We start from the raw sequence: 15,593 nt of genomic DNA, 5'->3' as shown, positions 1-15,593 counted from the left end.
CGCCCGTCCCCCCGCCCCACCACACCCTCCGTGCCCCTCCGTCTGGGGTTGGGCGCCCGCCCGTGGGTGGGCCCGCTCACCTCCGTCCCCGCCCCCCCACACCGGTGAAGCGCGAGGGGGCGAGGAAAGCGAAGGGACTATGTCATCAGGAGTATGAGAAGGAAGCCCCTTCATGGCCTCGCCCCGCACCGACCGTAACACTCAGGCGGGGACCAGGTCGCGCAGATTTTCCGGCGTGACGACCCGGGAGCCCTGAGCCAGCCCCTCGGGCCGGGCCAGGCCGAGGTACGTCACCGGCTCCGACGGCACCGCCCCGCCGGACCACTCCGTCACCTCGGCGCCCGACTCCCTCATCAGCGCGACCAGATGACGGACCGTCACCGGCTCGTGCTCGACCGCCCCGCGCAGCAGGACCGCCAGCGAGACCCGGTGGTCCTCGACCCGGTTGTCCGACGGCGTGCCCCGCAGGCACAGGTGGAGCCAGTGCGCGTGCCACCGCCCGTCCTCGTCCCGCCGGAAGGCCACCGGCAGCGCCACCCGGCCCGGTCCGCGCAGTTCGGACTTCATCCGGACCGTGCGCGGCTCGAAGGGGCGGCCGCCCTGTTCGCCCTCGCGGAGCATGTACCCGAAGAAGGACTCGGCCGTCTCCTCGAAGTCCTCGCCCGCGTACACGTGCACGTGCGGGACCACGAACGCGCCGCGCACCGCGCCGAGCCGCAGCTCGATGAACTCCGAGGCGCCGTCCGGGGCTTCGGTGACGTCCCCGGAGTGCCGTCCCTCCACCGTGGTCAGCTCCGTGTACGACAGCCAGGAGAGCGTCGCGTACCGCTCGTCGAGCAGCAGCGCGGACAGGTCCAGGTCGGTCCGGCGCCGGGCCTCCTTCCAGTACATGAAGAACCGCAGCAGCTCGCCGTCGACCGGCGAGACGGAGCCGCGCGGCAGCACCCCGAACCCTCCCGACGAGGCCCGGCCGCTGAGCGGCAGAGCCACGTCCAGGACCGCGGGGTCGACCAGCAGCCGACCGGTCGCGGGAAGCCGCCGCCGGGTCTCCCCGTCGAGCAGCGCCAGCAGCCGCCGCTGCAGGTCCCTCGGCAGGTCGCGGCGGGTGTCCGCCGTCACCCACGCGGTGCCGTTCCGGTTCACGAACAGGCGCCGGGGCGCGCCCGACGCGTCGTGCCGGTTCTGCAGGTGCTCCCGCACCGACAGCACCACCCGGCCCGCCACCCGCGGCGCCACGCGCTCCGCCGCCGCCAGCACCGCCTCGCGCCCGGCGTCGTCCGCGGCGGTGCGCAGCAGCCGGTCCAGGGCCCGGAAGAGCCGCCCGGGCGCGGCCGCCGCCAGCAGCTCCGCCGCCCCCGGCACGTCGCCCTCCGCGAGCAGCGCCTCCAGCCGGGAGTCCAGCGACGGCGCCCGCAGCTCGCCGCGGGCCACCGCGAACACCTCGGCCGCGTGCGGCCAGGCCGGGTGCTCGTGCGGATGCAGCCGCTCCCCGAGCCGCTTCCACGCCTCCCGGTGCCGCCCGACGTCGGCCAGCTTCTCGGGAGCCGCCGCCACCACACCGTCGAGGCCGGCCAGCAGGGTCCGCCGCACCGGCCGGGACAGCGCGCGGAACCGGGTCGCCTCCCGCAGCGTCACGTCCCCGTCCGACAGCGCGCACGCCAGCCGCAGCACGTCCGTGACCGTGTCGAGCAGCGGCGCCGCGCCGGCCCGCAGCCGGGCCGCGTTGACCACGGCCCGGTTCTCCCGGACCGGGATCTCCGCCGGCTGCGGCCCGTCCGCGCAGTGCGCGGCGAGCACCGCGAGGTCCGCCAGGTGCTCCTCGCCCAGCGGCGTCGCCGCCCCCGCCAGGGACCGGTACAGCGCGCCGATCTCCTCGCCGAAGTCGCCGCCGAGGTGCAGCACCGTCAGCCGGTCGCCGCTCGCCGGGGTCAACTCCGCGTGCGCCGCAAGCAGTTCCTCGTACGTGTGCTGGTACCGGCCGTAGTCGGGCAGCGTCAGCAGGTTCAGGACCCCGGCGCTCAGCTGCGCCTCGACGGACTCCCGGGCCTCGGGGTCGTCGAGCGCCTTCAGGACGCACGACAGCCAGAAGTCCTGGGTGTCGGGGACGTTGTCGGGGAAGTCGATGAAGTAGGCGTTGTGCCGGACGTGGTCGCCGACCCGCTCGCGGACCGCGTCCAGCGCCCACCGGGCCAGTTCGACCACGGTGTCGGCGGGCCGCCCGGACATCTCCCTGAGCAGGGCGTTCGACAGGGCGAAGCCGGCCGTACGCAGCGCGGCGTCGAACCGCAGGGCGGCGGCGGAGCCGTCTCCGGCGGGTCCGGCCGGGACGGACAGCCGCAGGGTGTGCCGGACGAGCAGGCGTTCGAGAGCGTGGTCCATCCCGCGATGCTGGCAGCCCGCCCGGCCGGTCCGCACGCGGATTTCGCAGGCATGGTGCGCCGCGCCGACGGGCGGGCGTCACGGGCGGGCGGGCGTCACGTGGGGGGTAGGCGTCACGGGCGTGCGGGCGTCGCGGGCGGGCCGTCAGCGGCCCTTACGGGGCCTGCGGGGCCGGCCTGCCGCGCCGGGAGGCCATCAGGAGCTTCTGGAGTTCGCGGGCGGCGCGGGGCGGGGCCACGTCGCTGCGGTGGGCCAGGGCGATCGTGCGGCGCAGGCCCGGGCGGGCGAGCGCGGTGACGCGCAGGTCGCGGCCGGCGCGGGCGGCGACCATGGCCGGGACGACGGCGAGCCCGAGCCCGGCCCGTACGAAACCGAGCACCGCGTCCAGCTCGCCGCCCTCGACCGTGAACGTCGGCTCGAAGCCGGCCGCCCGGCAGGCTCCCACGGTCAGTTCCCGCAGGTCGTAGCCGTGCCGGAACATCACGAGCGGCTGGTCGCGCAGGTCGGTGATCCGCACCGGGCGGCGGGGCGGCGGCGCGGACGCGGCCGAGACCACCACCAGGTCCTCGCGCAGCAGCTCCACGGTGGTCAGCGCCGGCGACGGGGACGGCAGCGGGAGGACGACGAGCGCCAGGTCCAGCGCGCCGCGGGCCAGCTCCCGCACCAGGTCGTGCGAGCCGCCCTCCTCGATGAGCAGCTCGATCCCCGGGTGCAGGTCGTGGAAGGTGCGCAGGACGTCGGGGAGCAGGCCGGTGCAGAGGCTGGGGGTCGCGCCCAGCCGCACCCGGCCGCGCTTGAGCTGGGCCAGCTCCTGCACCTCGCGGCGGGCCGTCTCGGTGTCGGCGAGGATCCGGCGGGCGAGCGGCAGGAGGGACTCGCCGGCGTCGGTGAGCGCGATGTTGCCCCGGGCGCGGCTGAACAGCTCCGCGCCCAGCTCCTGCTCCAGCGCCTTGATCTGCTGGGAGAGCGAGGGCTGCGAGACGTGGACGCGCTCGGCGGCCCGGGTGAAGTGGAGCGTCTCGGCCACGGCCACGAAGTAGAGGAGCTGCTGGAACTGCATGCGCCCAGCCTAGAGCACCTGCATAGCTTCAGCCTATGGAGATCAGCCGGACCATGTCTTGGACCTCTCGGGCCCTTCGGCCCTAGCGTCGACGGCATGGCTCTGGCACCCAGCAAGGACCCGGCAGGCGCGGGAGGCCCGGCGTCCGCCCGGGACGCGGCCCCCGCCCGCCCGCCGTCCCGCACCCCCTCCCGCGGTTTCTGGTCGTCGACCCTCGGCAAGAAGACCGTGATGGCCGCGAGCGGCCTGATCATGCTCGCCTACCTGGTCGCGCACGTGGCCGGCAATCTCAAGGTCTTCTTCGGCCCGGAGGAGTTCAACGGCTACGGGCACTGGCTGCGCGTGATGGGCGCCCCCGTCCTGCACCACGGGTGGGGGCTGTGGATCGCCCGGATCGTGCTCCTCGCCGCCGTGCTCGCCCACGCCGTCTCCGCGTACCAGCTCAGCCGCCGCGACATCAGGGCGCGCCCCACCCGGTACGCCCACCGGCGCAAGGGCTCGTCCTACGCCACCCGCACCATGCGCTGGGGCGGGATCATCCTCGGCCTCTTCGTCGTCTGGCACGTCCTCGACCTCACCACCGGCACCGTCCACCCCGGCGGCTTCGAGGAGGGCAGGCCGTACCAGAACGTCATCGACACCTTCTCGACCTGGTACGGCAACGCCGTCTACATCGTCGCCATGCTCGCCGTCGGCCTGCACGTCAGGCACGGCTTCTGGAGCGCCGCCCAGACCCTCGGCATCGGCAACGCCCGGCGCGAACGCGCCCTGCGTCTCACGGCGAACGCCCTCGCGCTCGTCCTGACCGCGGGCTTCATCGCCGTCCCCGTCGGCGTCATGACCGGAGTGGTGAACTGACCATGAGCTACCTCGACTTCCGCACCGGCGATCCGATCGCCGACACCAAGGCCCCGGCCGGACCCATCGCCGAACGGTGGGACACCCGCCGCTTCGAGGCGAAGCTGGTCAACCCCGCCAACCGGCGCAAGCACCGGATCATCGTCGTCGGCACCGGCCTCGCCGGCGGCTCCGCCGGCGCCACCCTCGCCGAACAGGGCTACCACGTCGTCCAGTTCTGCTTCCAGGACTCGCCGCGCCGCGCCCACTCCATCGCCGCCCAGGGCGGCATCAACGCCGCCAAGAACTACCGCAACGACGGCGACTCCATCCACCGCCTCTTCTACGACACCGTCAAGGGCGGCGACTTCCGCGCCCGCGAGTCCAACGTCCACCGCCTCGCCCAGATCTCCGTCGAGATCATCGACCAGTGCGTCGCCCAGGGCGTCCCCTTCGCCCGCGAGTACGGCGGCCTCCTCGACACCCGCTCCTTCGGCGGCGTCCAGGTCTCCCGCACCTTCTACGCCCGCGGCCAGACCGGCCAGCAGCTCCTCCTCGGCGCCTACCAGGCGCTCTCCCGGCAGATCGCCGCCGGTAACGTCGAGATGCACGCCCGCACCGAGATGCTCGACCTGGTCGTGGTCGACGGGCGGGCCCGGGGCATCGTCGCCCGCGACCTGATCACCGGCCGGATCTCCACCCACTTCGCGGACGCCGTCGTCCTCGCCAGCGGCGGCTACGGCAACGTCTTCTACCTCTCCACCAACGCGATGAACTCCAACGCCACCGCCGTCTGGCGGGCCCACCGGCGCGGCGCGTACTTCGCCAACCCCTGCTTCACCCAGATCCACCCCACCTGCATCCCGCGCACCGGCGACCACCAGTCCAAGCTCACCCTGATGAGCGAGTCGCTGCGCAACGACGGCCGCATCTGGGTCCCGAAGGCCCAGGGCGACACCCGCCCCGCCGCCGAGATCCCCGAAAACGAGCGCGACTACTACCTGGAGCGGATCTACCCCTCCTTCGGCAACCTGGTGCCCCGCGACATCGCCTCCCGCGCCGCCAAGAACGTCTGCGACGAGGGCAGGGGAGTGGGCCCCGGCGGCCAGGGCGTGTACCTGGACTTCGCCGACGCCATCGCCCGGATGGGCCGCGAGGCCGTCGAGGCCAAGTACGGCAACCTCTTCGACATGTACGCGCGGATCACCGCGGAGAACCCGTACGAGGTCCCCATGCGGATCTACCCCGCCGTCCACTACACGATGGGCGGACTCTGGGTCGACTACGACCTCCAGACCACCGTGCCCGGCCTCTTCGCCATCGGCGAGGCCAACTTCTCCGACCACGGCGCCAACCGGCTCGGCGCCTCCGCCCTCATGCAGGGCCTCGCCGACGGCTACTTCGTCCTCCCGGCCACCATCAACGACTACCTCGCCCGCCACCCGGAGGCCGAGCCCGTCACCGACGCGCACCCCGCCGTCCGCGAGGCGCTGGCCGAGACCGAGGACCGGCTGAACCTCCTCCTCGCCGTCGACGGCGACCGCACCCCCGACTCCTTCCACCGCGAACTCGGCGAGGTGATGTGGGAGTTCTGCGGCATGGCGCGCACCGCCGAGGGGTTGCGCACCGCGCTCCGCCGCATCCCCGAGATCCGCGAGGAGTTCTGGCGCCGGATCAAGGTCCCCGGTAGAGGCGAGGAGTTCAACCAGTCGCTGGAGAAGGCCAACCGGATCGTCGACTACCTCGAACTCGCCGAGCTGATGTGCCTCGACGCCCTGCATCGCGAGGAGTCCTGCGGCGGCCACTTCCGCGAGGAGTCCCAGACCCCGGACGGCGAGGCCGCCCGCCGCGACGAGGAGTTCTCGTACGCGGCCGCCTGGGAGTTCGGCGGCACCGGCGGCGCCCCCGTCCTCCACAGGGAAACCCTCGACTTCGAGTACGTCCACCCCACCCAGCGGAGCTACGCATGAAGCTCAACCTGCGCGTCTGGCGCCAGAAGAACGCCGGCGCCGAGGGCGCCATGGCCACCTACGAGGTGGACGGGATCTCCCCCGACATGTCCTTCCTGGAGATGCTCGACACCCTCAACGAGGACCTCATCCTGCGCGGCGAGGACCCCGTCGCCTTCGACCACGACTGCCGCGAGGGCATCTGCGGCGCGTGCAGCCTCGTCATCGACGGCGACGCCCACGGACCGGAGCGGACCACGACCTGCCAGCTCCACATGCGGTCCTTCCGCGACGGCGACACCATCGACGTCGAGCCCTGGCGCGCCTCCGCCTTCCCGGTGGTCAAGGACCTCGTCGTCGACCGCACGGCCTTCGACCGGATCATCCAGGCCGGCGGCTACGTCAGCGTCGCCACCGGCTCCGCGCCGGAGGCCCACGCGACCCCGGTGCCCAAGGCGGCGGCGGACTCGGCCTTCGAACACGCCGAGTGCATCGGCTGCGGCGCCTGCGTGGCCGCCTGCCCGAACGGCTCGGCGATGCTCTTCACCTCCGCCAAGGTCAACCACCTGAACGTGCTGCCGCAGGGCGCGCCGGAGCGCGAGACCCGGGTCCTCGACATGGTCGCCCAGATGGACGCCGAGGGCTTCGGCGGCTGCACGCTCACCGGCGAGTGCGCCACGGCCTGCCCGAAGGGCATCCCGCTGCCGTCGATCGCCGCGATGAACAAGGAGTGGCTGCGCGCCCGGCGCAAGGTGAGGTGAGAAGACTTCCCGCCACCGGGAACAAAGCGCCGGCCCGGGCCGTTCTCCCCGGGCCGACGCCATTCTGATCAAGGAGAACCTTGCCCGACGCGCAGAGCACCGCCCCGACCGCCGACACCTTCTCCAGCCCGTTCCCGCTGCCCCCGCTCGCCGACCAGGCCGAGCGGCTCGTCGCGCTCGGCGTGCCGGCGCTCACCGGCGTCGACGCCGGCGAGCTGCGGGCCTACGCCGAGAAGGCCGCCGCCGACGCCCCGGCCGGGTCCCTGCTGGCCGTCCACCCGGACGCCGCGCCCGCCTCGGCCCTCGCCCCGCTGCTCAGGCTCGCGGACAAGCCCGGCTTCGTCGTGGTCGACATGGCGGACGCGGACTCCTTCGCCCCGCAGGGCGTGGAACTCCCCGACGGCCCCTTCTACCTGGTCCACGGCCTGGACCGGGGCGACCACCTGGGCAACTGGAGCCCCGAGGAGGCCCTTCCGGCGCTCCACGCGGCCGGCCGGACCCCGCTCGTCCTCACCGAGGGCATCCACTGGCTGCTCCAGCGGCCCGAGGTCCTGGAGCGCAACAAGTGCTTCATGACGATCGGTTCGCGCCTGCGCAAGCCCAACGGCGCCTTCGACGCCCGCACCCCGGCAATCTGGATCAGCAACGGCACCGGTCGCGACGGCAAGGAGCGCAAGGGCGCGCCCAAGGTCGGCTGGTGCTGGTGGAACAACCGGCACACCTGGCTCGGCTTCGGCTCCACCACGGGCCGGAGCTAGGCCGTCCGACTAACCGTCCAGCCCCAGGGCCCGGGCCAGATACGGCGCGGTGCGGCTCCCGGCCGTCCGCGCCACCCGGGCCGGGGGCCCCTCGGCGACGATCCGGCCGCCGTCCTCGCCGCCGCCGGGACCGAGGTCGATCACCCAGTCCGCGCCGGCCGCCACGTCCATGTCGTGCTCCACGACGACGACCGTGTGACCGCCGTCCACCAGGCCGCGCAACTGGCGGACCAGCACCTCGACATCGGCCGGGTGCAGCCCGGTGGTCGGCTCGTCGAGGACGTACAGGGTGTGCGCGCGGCGCGGGCGCTGGAGCTCGGAGGCGAGCTTGATCCGCTGGGCCTCGCCGCCGGACAGCTCGGTGGCGGGCTGGCCGAGCCGCAGATAGCCGAGGCCGACGTCGAGGAGGGTCCGCAGGCTGCGGGCCGCCGCCGGGACCTCGGCGAAGAACTCCGCCGCCGACTCCACGGTCAGGTCCAGGACTTCGGAGATCGTCAGGCCGCGGAGCCGCACCTGGAGGGTCTCCGGGTTGTAGCGGGCCCCGTGGCAGTCCGGGCAGGGCGCGTACGTGCTCGGCAGGAACAGCAGCTCCACCGAGACGAACCCCTCGCCCTGGCAGGTCTCACAGCGTCCGCCGGGCACGTTGAAGGAGAAGCGCCCGACCTTGTATCCGCGGGCCCGGGCCTCCTCGGTCTCCGCGAAGAGCTTCCGCACCACGTCGAAGAGGCCGGTGTACGTGGCCAGGTTGGAGCGCGGCGTCCGCCCGATCGGCCGCTGATCGACCGTCACCAGCCGTCCCACGCCGTCCGATTCCTCGGTGAACGCGCCGACCAGGGTGGACTTCCCGGACCCGGAGACGCCGGTGACGGCGGTCAGGGCGCCCCGGGGGAAAGCCGCGTCCACACCCTTCAGGTTGTGCCGGGTGACGGGTCCGGTGCGCAGCCACGAGCCGGGTTCCAGGGCGGGCCGCCCGGGCACGGGAGCCGGGTCGAAGAGGAAGCGGCGGGTGGCCGACTCCTCGACGTGCGCGAGGAGTTCTGGCGGGCCGCTGTGCAGGACCCGGCCGCCGTGCTCGCCGGCCCGCGGGCCGACGTCCACGAGCCAGTCGGCGTGCCGGACGACGTCGAGGTGGTGCTCGACGACGAAGACCGAGTTGCCGGCCGCCTTCAGCCGGTCGAGCACCACCAGCAGGGCCTCGGTGTCGGCCGGGTGCAGACCGGCGGACGGCTCGTCGAGCACGTACACGACGCCGAAGAGGCCGGCGCGGAGCTGGGTGGCGAGCCGCAGCCGCTGGAGCTCGCCGCTGGAGAGGGTGGGGGCGGTGCGGTCCAGCGAGAGGTAGCCCAGGCCGAGCTCGGTGACGGTGGCGATCCGGGCGAGCAGGTCCTCGGCGAGCACACGGGCGGTCTCCGGGGCGCCGGGCGCGGCGGCCGGGGCCAGCGCCTCGGCGAGCGCGGTCAGCGGCAGCGCGGCCAGCTCGGCGATGGTCCGTCCGGCGAAGGTGACGGCCAGCGCCTCCGGGCGCAGCCGGCTCCCGCCGCAGACCGGGCAGGGCGCGCTGGTGAGGAAGCGTTCCGCCCTGGCCCTCAGCGCGGGGCTCTTCGACTCGGAGTAGGTGCGCAGGACGAGCCGGCGGGCGCCGGTGTACGTGCCCTGGTAGGGGCGCTGGATCCGGCCGGCCTCCCGGACCGGGTGCACGGTGACGACCGGCTGCTCCTCGGTGAAGAGGATCCACTTCCGGGCCTCGGGGTCCAGCTCGCGCCACGGCCGGTCCACGTCGTGGCCGAGGGCTTCGAGGACGTCCCGGAGGTTCTTGCCCTGCCAGGCGCCCGGCCAGGAGGCGACGGCGCCCTCGCGGATCGACAGGCCGGGGTCGGGGACCAGCAGCTCCTCGCTGGTCTCGTGGATCCGGCCGAGGCCGTGGCAGGACGGGCAGGCGCCGGCCGGCGTGTTGGGGGAGAAGGCGTCGGAGTCGAGGCGGGGCGCTCCGGCGGGGTAGTCCCCGGCGCGGGAGTAGAGCATGCGCAGCGAGTTCGACAGGGTGGTGACCGTGCCGACGGAGGAGCGGGCGCCGGGGGAGGCGCGGCGCTGTTCGAGGGAGACCGCCGGGGGCAGTCCGGTGATCTCCCCGACCTTCGGCGCGCCGACCTGGTGGATGAGCCGCCGGGCGTAGGGCGCGACGGACTCGAAGTAGCGGCGCTGGGCCTCCGCGTAGACCGTCCCGAAGGCGAGTGAGGACTTCCCGGAGCCGGAGACGCCCGTGAAGACGGTGAGGGTGTCGCGGGGGATGTCGACGTCCACGGCCTTGAGGTTGTGCTCGCGGGCGCCGCGGACCCGCACGTACGGGTCATGGGCGGAGATCGGATCCTGCATTCGTAGATTTTATCCAATATCCGATTCTCTGCCCTTCTGGGGCACGCCGCGGGACGCGCCACGACCGACCCGACGCATCGTCAATTGACGATGCGTCAGATATTGACGGTTCATCAGACCGGTCACAGAATGCGGTCACCCGACGGAGGGATCGCCCGTGCCTCGACCGTTGCGCGCCGCAGCCGCCACGCTCACCCTGCTCCTCGTCACCGCCTGCAACTCCGCCTCCACCGGCGGAAGCGCACCCTCGGCCGCACGCGGAGTCACCGCCGACACGATCAAGGTCGGCGGCATCGTCTCCATGACGACCGCCAGCGGCTACTCCAAGAAGGACACCGACCTCGGCGCCCGCGCCCGCTACGACCGGGCCAACGCCGAAGGCGGGATCAACGGGCGGAAGATCGAGTACCTGGGAGCCGAGGACGACGGCCAGGACCCGGCCAGGAACCTGGCCGCGGCCCGCAAGCTCGTCCAGCGGGACGAGGTCTTCGCCGTCGCCCCCATGAGCTCGGTCACCTTCGCCGGCGCCGACTTCCTCGACGCCCAGAAGGTCCCCACGGTGGGCTGGGGCACCCTCCCCTCCTTCTGCGGCCCCGCCCACCTCTACGGCTTCAACGGCTGCCTCGTCCCGACCCCCGGCGGCACCCTGAACCAGACCTGGCCCGAGAGCCTCGCCGCCGTCCTCGGCGGCGCGCGCGGCAAGTCGGTCGCGCTGATCGCCGGCGACAACGACGCCGGCAAGTTCGGCATCCGCACCTTCACCCAGGGCTTCAAGGCGGCCGGCTTCCAGGTCCCGTACGCCAAGGCCGTGGTGCCCGCGACCTCGATGCCCAGCGACTGGTCGGCGTACACCAAGGAGATCCTCCGCTCGGGCCCCGGCGGCCGCGCGCCCGACGCCGTGATCTCCGTGATGCAGACCCCGTACAACATCGGCCTGTTCACCGCGCTCAAGCGGTCCGGCTACCGGGGCGTCCTCTCCGACCCGACGGACTACGACCCGGGGCTGCTCGCGAAGGACGCGACCAGACAGGCCCTCGACGGGGTGTACGTGCTGCTCCAGTTCCAGCCCTTCGAGGCGGACACACCGGCGATGCGGCAGTTCAAGGAGGACATCAGGAAGGCCGCGGGCGGGAAGGAGGTCCCGCTCAACATGCACATGATGACGGGGTACATGAGCGCCGACCTCTTCCTCTCCGTCGCCGCGAAGGCCGGCGAGGACCTCACCGCGGAGTCCTTCCAGAAGGCCGCCGACGGCTTCTCCGACACCGGCACGCTCGTCGGCGACCGCGCCCTGCCCAAGGGGAAGAAGGAGAGCTTCGGCTGCGGGGCGCTCGTCCGGCTGAAGGACGGGCAGTACGAAGTGGCGGTGCCCTTCACGTGCTACCCGCCGATCCCCTTCGGCTGAGGGGCGCGGCACGTGGGTGACCTGCTGGGCTTCGTGCTGAGCGGACTGGTCTCGGGCGCGCTGTACGCGCTGCTCGCGACCGGTCTCGTCCTCTCCTACTCCGCCTCCGGGCTCTTCAACTTCGCGCACGGCGCCACCGCCTACCTGTGCGCGCTGGCGTTCTACGAGCTCCACTCCGGCTTCGGCTGGCCCGCCGTCCCCACCGCGCTGCTCCTGGTGTCCGTGGTGGCGCCCGGCCTCGGCTGGGCCCTGGACCGGCTGATGTTCCGGAAACTGGCCCGGGTCGGCGAGACGGCGCAGATCGTCGCCACGATCGGTCTCCTCGTCGCGCTGCCCGCCGCCGGACTGTGGACGGTCGAACTCCTGGAGCGCGCGGGCGCCCCCGTCCTGCCCGCCGAGAACCAGTTCGGCCTGCCCGGCGTCGGCCCCAGCCCCGCCGTCTCCTGGCAGCCGCTCGACGGCGTCGGCATCGACTCCGACCAGCTGATCACCTGGATCGCCACCGCCCTCGCGGCGGTCGCCCTGTGGCTCCTGATGCGGCACACCCGGCTCGGCCTGCGGCTGCGGGCCGCCGTCGACGACCGCACGCTGACCGAGCTGCGGGGCATCAGCGCCGACCGGCTGTCCTCGATCGCGTGGATGCTCTCGTCCGGCCTCGCGGGCCTCGCCGGAGTCCTCGCGACCCCGCTCCTCGGGCTCTCCGCGCACGACTACACGCTGTTCCTCTTCGTCTCCGCCACCGCGGCGGTCCTCGGCCGCTTCGTGTCCGTGCCGCTCGCCTTCGCGGGCGGCCTCGGGCTCGGGGTGCTCCAGAACCTCGTGGCCGGGTACGCCTCCTTCGCCGACGGCGTCACCGGCTTCCGCACGGCCGTGCCGTTCCTCATCCTCTTCGCCGGTCTCGTCGTCCTGACCCGGCGGCGGCGCGCGGCGGGCACGGCGGCCGCCGACCCGCCGCCGGCCGACTACCTCGCCGGCCGGGGCCGGGTGCGCCGCTGGGGCGCGTGGGCGGCGGCCGCGGTGCTGCTCGGCACGGCGTTCTACACCGTCACCACCCCCTTCTGGAGCGGGATCCTGACCCAAGGGCTGGCGATCGGGCTCGTGTTCATGTCGTTCACGGTGGTCACCGGCCTCGGCGCGATGGTCTCGCTGGCCCAGGCCACCTTCGTGACCGGCGCGGCCCTGGTCGCCGGGCTGCTGATGAGCCACGGCTGGCCCTTCGCCGCCGCGGCGGCGGTCGGCACGGCCGCGGCGGCCCTCCTCGGCGCGGTGGTCGCGCTGCCCGCGCTGCGCCTCGGCGGCCGGTCCCTGGCCCTCGCCACCCTGGCGCTCGCCTTCCTCGCCGACCAGGTGCTCTTCCAGCTCGGATGGCTGCGCAACGGCGACACCGGATGGGAGGTGCCCCGCCCGGCGGCGGGCCCGGTCGACCTCTCGGACGACCGGGCCATGGGGCTCGTGCTGCTCCTGCTCAGCGCGGTGCTCGTCGCGCTGCTGACCTGGCTGCGCGGCTCCCGGTGGGGCCGGGCCATGCTCGCGGTCCGCTCCGCCCCGGAGGCCGCCGCCGCGTCGGGCGTGTCGGTGGTCCGCACCAAGCTGCTGCTGTTCACCGTGTCGGCGGGCCTCGCGGGCTTCGGAGGGGTGCTCTACGCCTCGTACAACACCCGTGTCACAACGACGGACTTCACCGCCATGACGGGCCTGGTGTGGCTGGCCGTCGTGGTCGCGGCGGGGGTGCGCAGGCCGCAGTTCGCGGTGGTGGCCGGACTGGTCTTCGCGGTGGTCCCGCACCTGATGACGGAGTACGTGACGGAGTCCGCGCATCTGCCGGTGATCCTCTTCGGCCTGGCGGGCCTCGCGCTCGCCAACGACCCGGACGGGTACTGCGCCGCCCTGCCGTCGCGCCGGGCGGCCCGGCGCGCCGCGGCGACCGGGGGAGGTGCGCCGAAGACCGCCGGGGCGACCGGGGGAGGGTCGCCGAAGACCGCCGGGGCGACCGCGGGAGGGTCGCCGAAGACCGCCGGGGCGACCGCGCTCCCGCGGCCGGCGGCGGAAGGGGACCCGCACCCCCGTCCGGCCGGGCCGGACGCGCTCGAACTGCTCGGCGTCCACGCCGGGTACGGCGGCGCGCCCGTGCTGCGCGGCGTGGACCTCGCGGTGCGCGCGGGCGAGGTGCTGGTGCTGCTCGGGCCCAACGGGGCCGGGAAGTCCACCCTCTGCCGGGTGGCGGCGGGACTGCTCCGGCCCGCCGGCGGTCTCGTACGGGTCGGGGGCGAGGACGCCACCCGCGACGCGGCGGTCGCCCGGGCCCGCCGCGGGGTGCGGCTGGCCCCCGAGGGGCGGGGGATCTTCGCCGGCCTCTCCATCGAGGAGAACCTGGCACTCCAACTCGCCGACGCCGAGGACCGCGACGCCGTGTACGAGCGCTTCCCCGCGCTCGCCGCCCGCCGCACCGTGCTCGCCGGATCCCTGTCGGGCGGCGAGCAGCAACTCCTCGCCCTCGCCCCGCTCCTCCAGCGCCCGCCGGCCGTCCTCGTCGCCGACGAACCGTCCCTCGGGCTCGCGCCGCGCGTCGTGGACGAGGTCTTCCGCCTCCTGGCCGAACTCCGCGACCGCGGCAGCGCGTTGCTCCTCGTCGAGGAGAAGGCGGCCGAGGTGCTCGGCATCGCCGACACCGTCGCGTACCTCGCACAGGGCGAGATCGCCTGGTCCGGGCCCCGCTCCGAGGTCGACCGGGACCGGCTCGCCGAGGCGTACCTGGGGACGGGAGTCCGCCGATGAACCGGCCCCTGCTCCACGCCGAGGGGATCGACGTCCGCTTCGGCGGCGTCCACGCCCTGCACGACGTGACCGTCGCCGTGCGCCCCGGCGAGATCTGCGGCCTGATCGGGCCGAACGGGGCGGGCAAGACGACCCTCTTCGACGTGCTGTCCGGGATGCGGCGACCGGACGCCGGCACGATCGCGTACGACGGGACGGACATCACCCGCCGCTCCCCGGTCTGGCGGGCCCGGCACGGCATCCGCCGCACCTTCCAACGCCAGCAGCTCTTCGGCCAGTTGACCGTCACGGACAATCTGGTCGTGGCCCGGGACTGGCGGGGCGGGGTGCGGTCCGCGGCGCGAAGCCACCGGGAGCGGGCGGCCGACGTCCTGCGGACGTGCGGACTCGACGCGCTGGCCGGCTCGTACGCGGGCGGCCTGCCCGTCGGCCAGGCCCGGATGGTCGAGCTGGCCCGCGCGCTCGCCGACCCGCCCCGGCTGCTGCTCCTCGACGAGCCCGCGTCCGGGACGACCGCCGAGGAGCGGCGCCTGCTCGCCTCCGTCCTGCGCCGGACGGTCGAGGAGGAGAACTGCGCGGTGCTGCTCGTCGAGCACGACGTGGCCTTCGTGATGGAGCTCTGCTCCCGTGTCGTGGTGCTCGACCTCGGCCGGGTGCTCGCCGAGGGGACGCCGGCCGAGGTCCACGCGGACCCCGCGGTGCGGGAGGCGTACCTCGGCACCGGCCCCGACCCCGGTTCCGCCTCCTCGGCGGGTGTCGGTGGCGGCTCCTAGGCTGGCCGTGTGACAGGTGACATCCGGCCGCTGGCCGTCTTCGACCTCGACAACACGCTCGCCGCGACCGCCCACCGGCAGCACTTCCTCGAACGGAGGCCCAAGGACTGGGACGGCTTCTTCGCGGCGGCGCCCGACGACCCGCCGCTGGAGGAGGGCGTCGCGCTGTGCCGGTCGGCGGCCGAGGAGTGCGAGGTGGTGTACCTGACCGGCCGTCCGGAGCGCTGCCGGCGCGACACCCTGGCCTGGCTGGTCGGCCAGGGGCTCCCCGAGGGGGCGGTCCACATGCGCCGGCACCGCGACTTCCGGCCCGCGCGGGTCACCAAGGTGGAGATCCTGCGCCGGCTCGGCGCCGACCGGGAGGTCCGGATGCTGGTCGACGACGACGAGCTGGTCTGCGACGCCGCCGAGGCGGCCGGCTTCCGGGTCGTCCGCGCCCGCTGGGCCACCCCCTCCGAGGTGCTGAGGGAGGCCCAGGAGCGCGAGGGCAGGACCTGACCGCCGGCCCGCGCGCCGGCGGGCG

11 protein-coding genes are annotated in these 15,593 nt (G+C 74.1%); 8 read left to right on the top strand and 3 right to left on the bottom strand.

Annotated elements, in window-relative coordinates:
- Positions 1 to 201 precede the first annotated feature (201 nt).
- Both ACFW1I_RS23110 and ACFW1I_RS23105 read right to left on the bottom strand, forming a co-directional pair.
- Positions 202 to 2,379, bottom strand: coding sequence for a hypothetical protein (locus tag ACFW1I_RS23110; RefSeq protein WP_384672966.1), 2,178 nt, complete (start codon positions 2,377 to 2,379; stop codon positions 202 to 204).
- 154 nt (positions 2,380 to 2,533) lie between these two features.
- A complete protein-coding gene (locus ACFW1I_RS23105; protein WP_384672964.1) occupies positions 2,534 to 3,439 on the bottom strand; it encodes a LysR family transcriptional regulator in 906 nt (301 codons plus the stop codon).
- A gap of 231 nt (positions 3,440 to 3,670) precedes the next feature.
- Between ACFW1I_RS23105 and ACFW1I_RS23100 the strand changes: the two genes are divergently transcribed.
- The 4 genes from ACFW1I_RS23100 to ACFW1I_RS23085 all read left to right on the top strand — a co-directional run bounded on the left by ACFW1I_RS23100 (position 3,671) and on the right by ACFW1I_RS23085 (position 7,744).
- Positions 3,671 to 4,297 (top strand): succinate dehydrogenase, encoded by a 627-nt coding sequence (locus tag ACFW1I_RS23100; RefSeq protein ID WP_384672974.1) that lies wholly within the window; start codon positions 3,671 to 3,673, stop codon positions 4,295 to 4,297.
- 2 nt (positions 4,298 to 4,299) lie between these two features.
- Positions 4,300 to 6,246 (top strand): fumarate reductase/succinate dehydrogenase flavoprotein subunit, encoded by a 1,947-nt coding sequence (locus ACFW1I_RS23095; protein WP_384672962.1) that lies wholly within the window; start codon positions 4,300 to 4,302, stop codon positions 6,244 to 6,246.
- Positions 6,243 to 6,986 carry a succinate dehydrogenase/fumarate reductase iron-sulfur subunit gene (locus tag ACFW1I_RS23090; protein ID WP_384672960.1) on the top strand — a complete coding sequence of 248 codons (744 nt, stop codon included), beginning with the start codon at positions 6,243 to 6,245 and terminating at the stop codon, positions 6,984 to 6,986. Before ACFW1I_RS23095 ends, ACFW1I_RS23090 begins: the two co-directional genes overlap by 4 nt.
- 80 nt (positions 6,987 to 7,066) lie before the next feature.
- Positions 7,067 to 7,744 carry a DUF5701 family protein gene (locus ACFW1I_RS23085; protein ID WP_384672958.1) on the top strand — a complete coding sequence of 226 codons (678 nt, stop codon included), beginning with the start codon at positions 7,067 to 7,069 and terminating at the stop codon, positions 7,742 to 7,744.
- A gap of 9 nt (positions 7,745 to 7,753) precedes the next feature.
- Here ACFW1I_RS23085 and ACFW1I_RS23080 read toward each other — a convergent pair whose 3' ends face one another.
- Positions 7,754 to 10,117, bottom strand: a complete 2,364-nt coding sequence (locus tag ACFW1I_RS23080; RefSeq protein ID WP_384672956.1) for an ATP-binding cassette domain-containing protein — start codon at positions 10,115 to 10,117, stop codon at positions 7,754 to 7,756.
- Positions 10,118 to 10,274: 157 nt separating this feature from the next.
- Between ACFW1I_RS23080 and ACFW1I_RS23075 the strand changes: the two genes are divergently transcribed.
- The 4 genes from ACFW1I_RS23075 to ACFW1I_RS23060 are packed head-to-tail and all read left to right on the top strand — an operon-like array spanning position 10,275 to position 15,568.
- A complete protein-coding gene (locus ACFW1I_RS23075; RefSeq protein ID WP_384672953.1) occupies positions 10,275 to 11,522 on the top strand; it encodes an ABC transporter substrate-binding protein in 1,248 nt (415 codons plus the stop codon).
- A 12-nt stretch (positions 11,523 to 11,534) separates the two neighbouring features.
- Complete coding sequence (locus ACFW1I_RS23070) at positions 11,535 to 14,297, top strand: ATP-binding cassette domain-containing protein (RefSeq protein ID WP_384672952.1); 2,763 nt, start codon at positions 11,535 to 11,537, stop codon at positions 14,295 to 14,297.
- Positions 14,294 to 15,070, top strand: coding sequence for an ABC transporter ATP-binding protein (locus ACFW1I_RS23065; protein WP_384672949.1), 777 nt, complete (start codon positions 14,294 to 14,296; stop codon positions 15,068 to 15,070). Before ACFW1I_RS23070 ends, ACFW1I_RS23065 begins: the two co-directional genes overlap by 4 nt.
- A gap of 9 nt (positions 15,071 to 15,079) precedes the next feature.
- Positions 15,080 to 15,568: a hypothetical protein gene (locus ACFW1I_RS23060; protein ID WP_384672947.1), complete on the top strand. Its 489-nt coding sequence runs from the start codon at positions 15,080 to 15,082 to the stop codon at positions 15,566 to 15,568.
- Positions 15,569 to 15,593: the final 25 nt, after the last annotated feature.

This window comes from Streptomyces sp. NPDC058955, from assembly GCF_042741435.1.
Taxonomy (GTDB): Bacteria; Actinomycetota; Actinomycetes; order Streptomycetales; family Streptomycetaceae; genus Streptomyces.
This window is presented reverse-complemented; position numbering and strand designations above follow the sequence as displayed.

Excerpts from the sequence above, each read along its gene's own strand:
- ACFW1I_RS23110 (WP_384672966.1), bottom strand. The coding sequence starts at position 2,379 with ATGGACCACGCTCTCGAACGCCTGCTCGTCCGGCACACCCTGCGGCTG.
- ACFW1I_RS23105 (WP_384672964.1), bottom strand. The coding sequence starts at position 3,439 with ATGCAGTTCCAGCAGCTCCTCTACTTCGTGGCCGTGGCCGAGACGCTC.
- ACFW1I_RS23100 (WP_384672974.1), top strand. The coding sequence starts at position 3,671 with ATGGCCGCGAGCGGCCTGATCATGCTCGCCTACCTGGTCGCGCACGTG.
- ACFW1I_RS23095 (WP_384672962.1), top strand. The coding sequence starts at position 4,300 with ATGAGCTACCTCGACTTCCGCACCGGCGATCCGATCGCCGACACCAAG.
- ACFW1I_RS23090 (WP_384672960.1), top strand. The coding sequence starts at position 6,243 with ATGAAGCTCAACCTGCGCGTCTGGCGCCAGAAGAACGCCGGCGCCGAG.
- ACFW1I_RS23080 (WP_384672956.1), bottom strand. The coding sequence starts at position 10,117 with ATGCAGGATCCGATCTCCGCCCATGACCCGTACGTGCGGGTCCGCGGC.
- ACFW1I_RS23065 (WP_384672949.1), top strand. The coding sequence starts at position 14,294 with ATGAACCGGCCCCTGCTCCACGCCGAGGGGATCGACGTCCGCTTCGGC.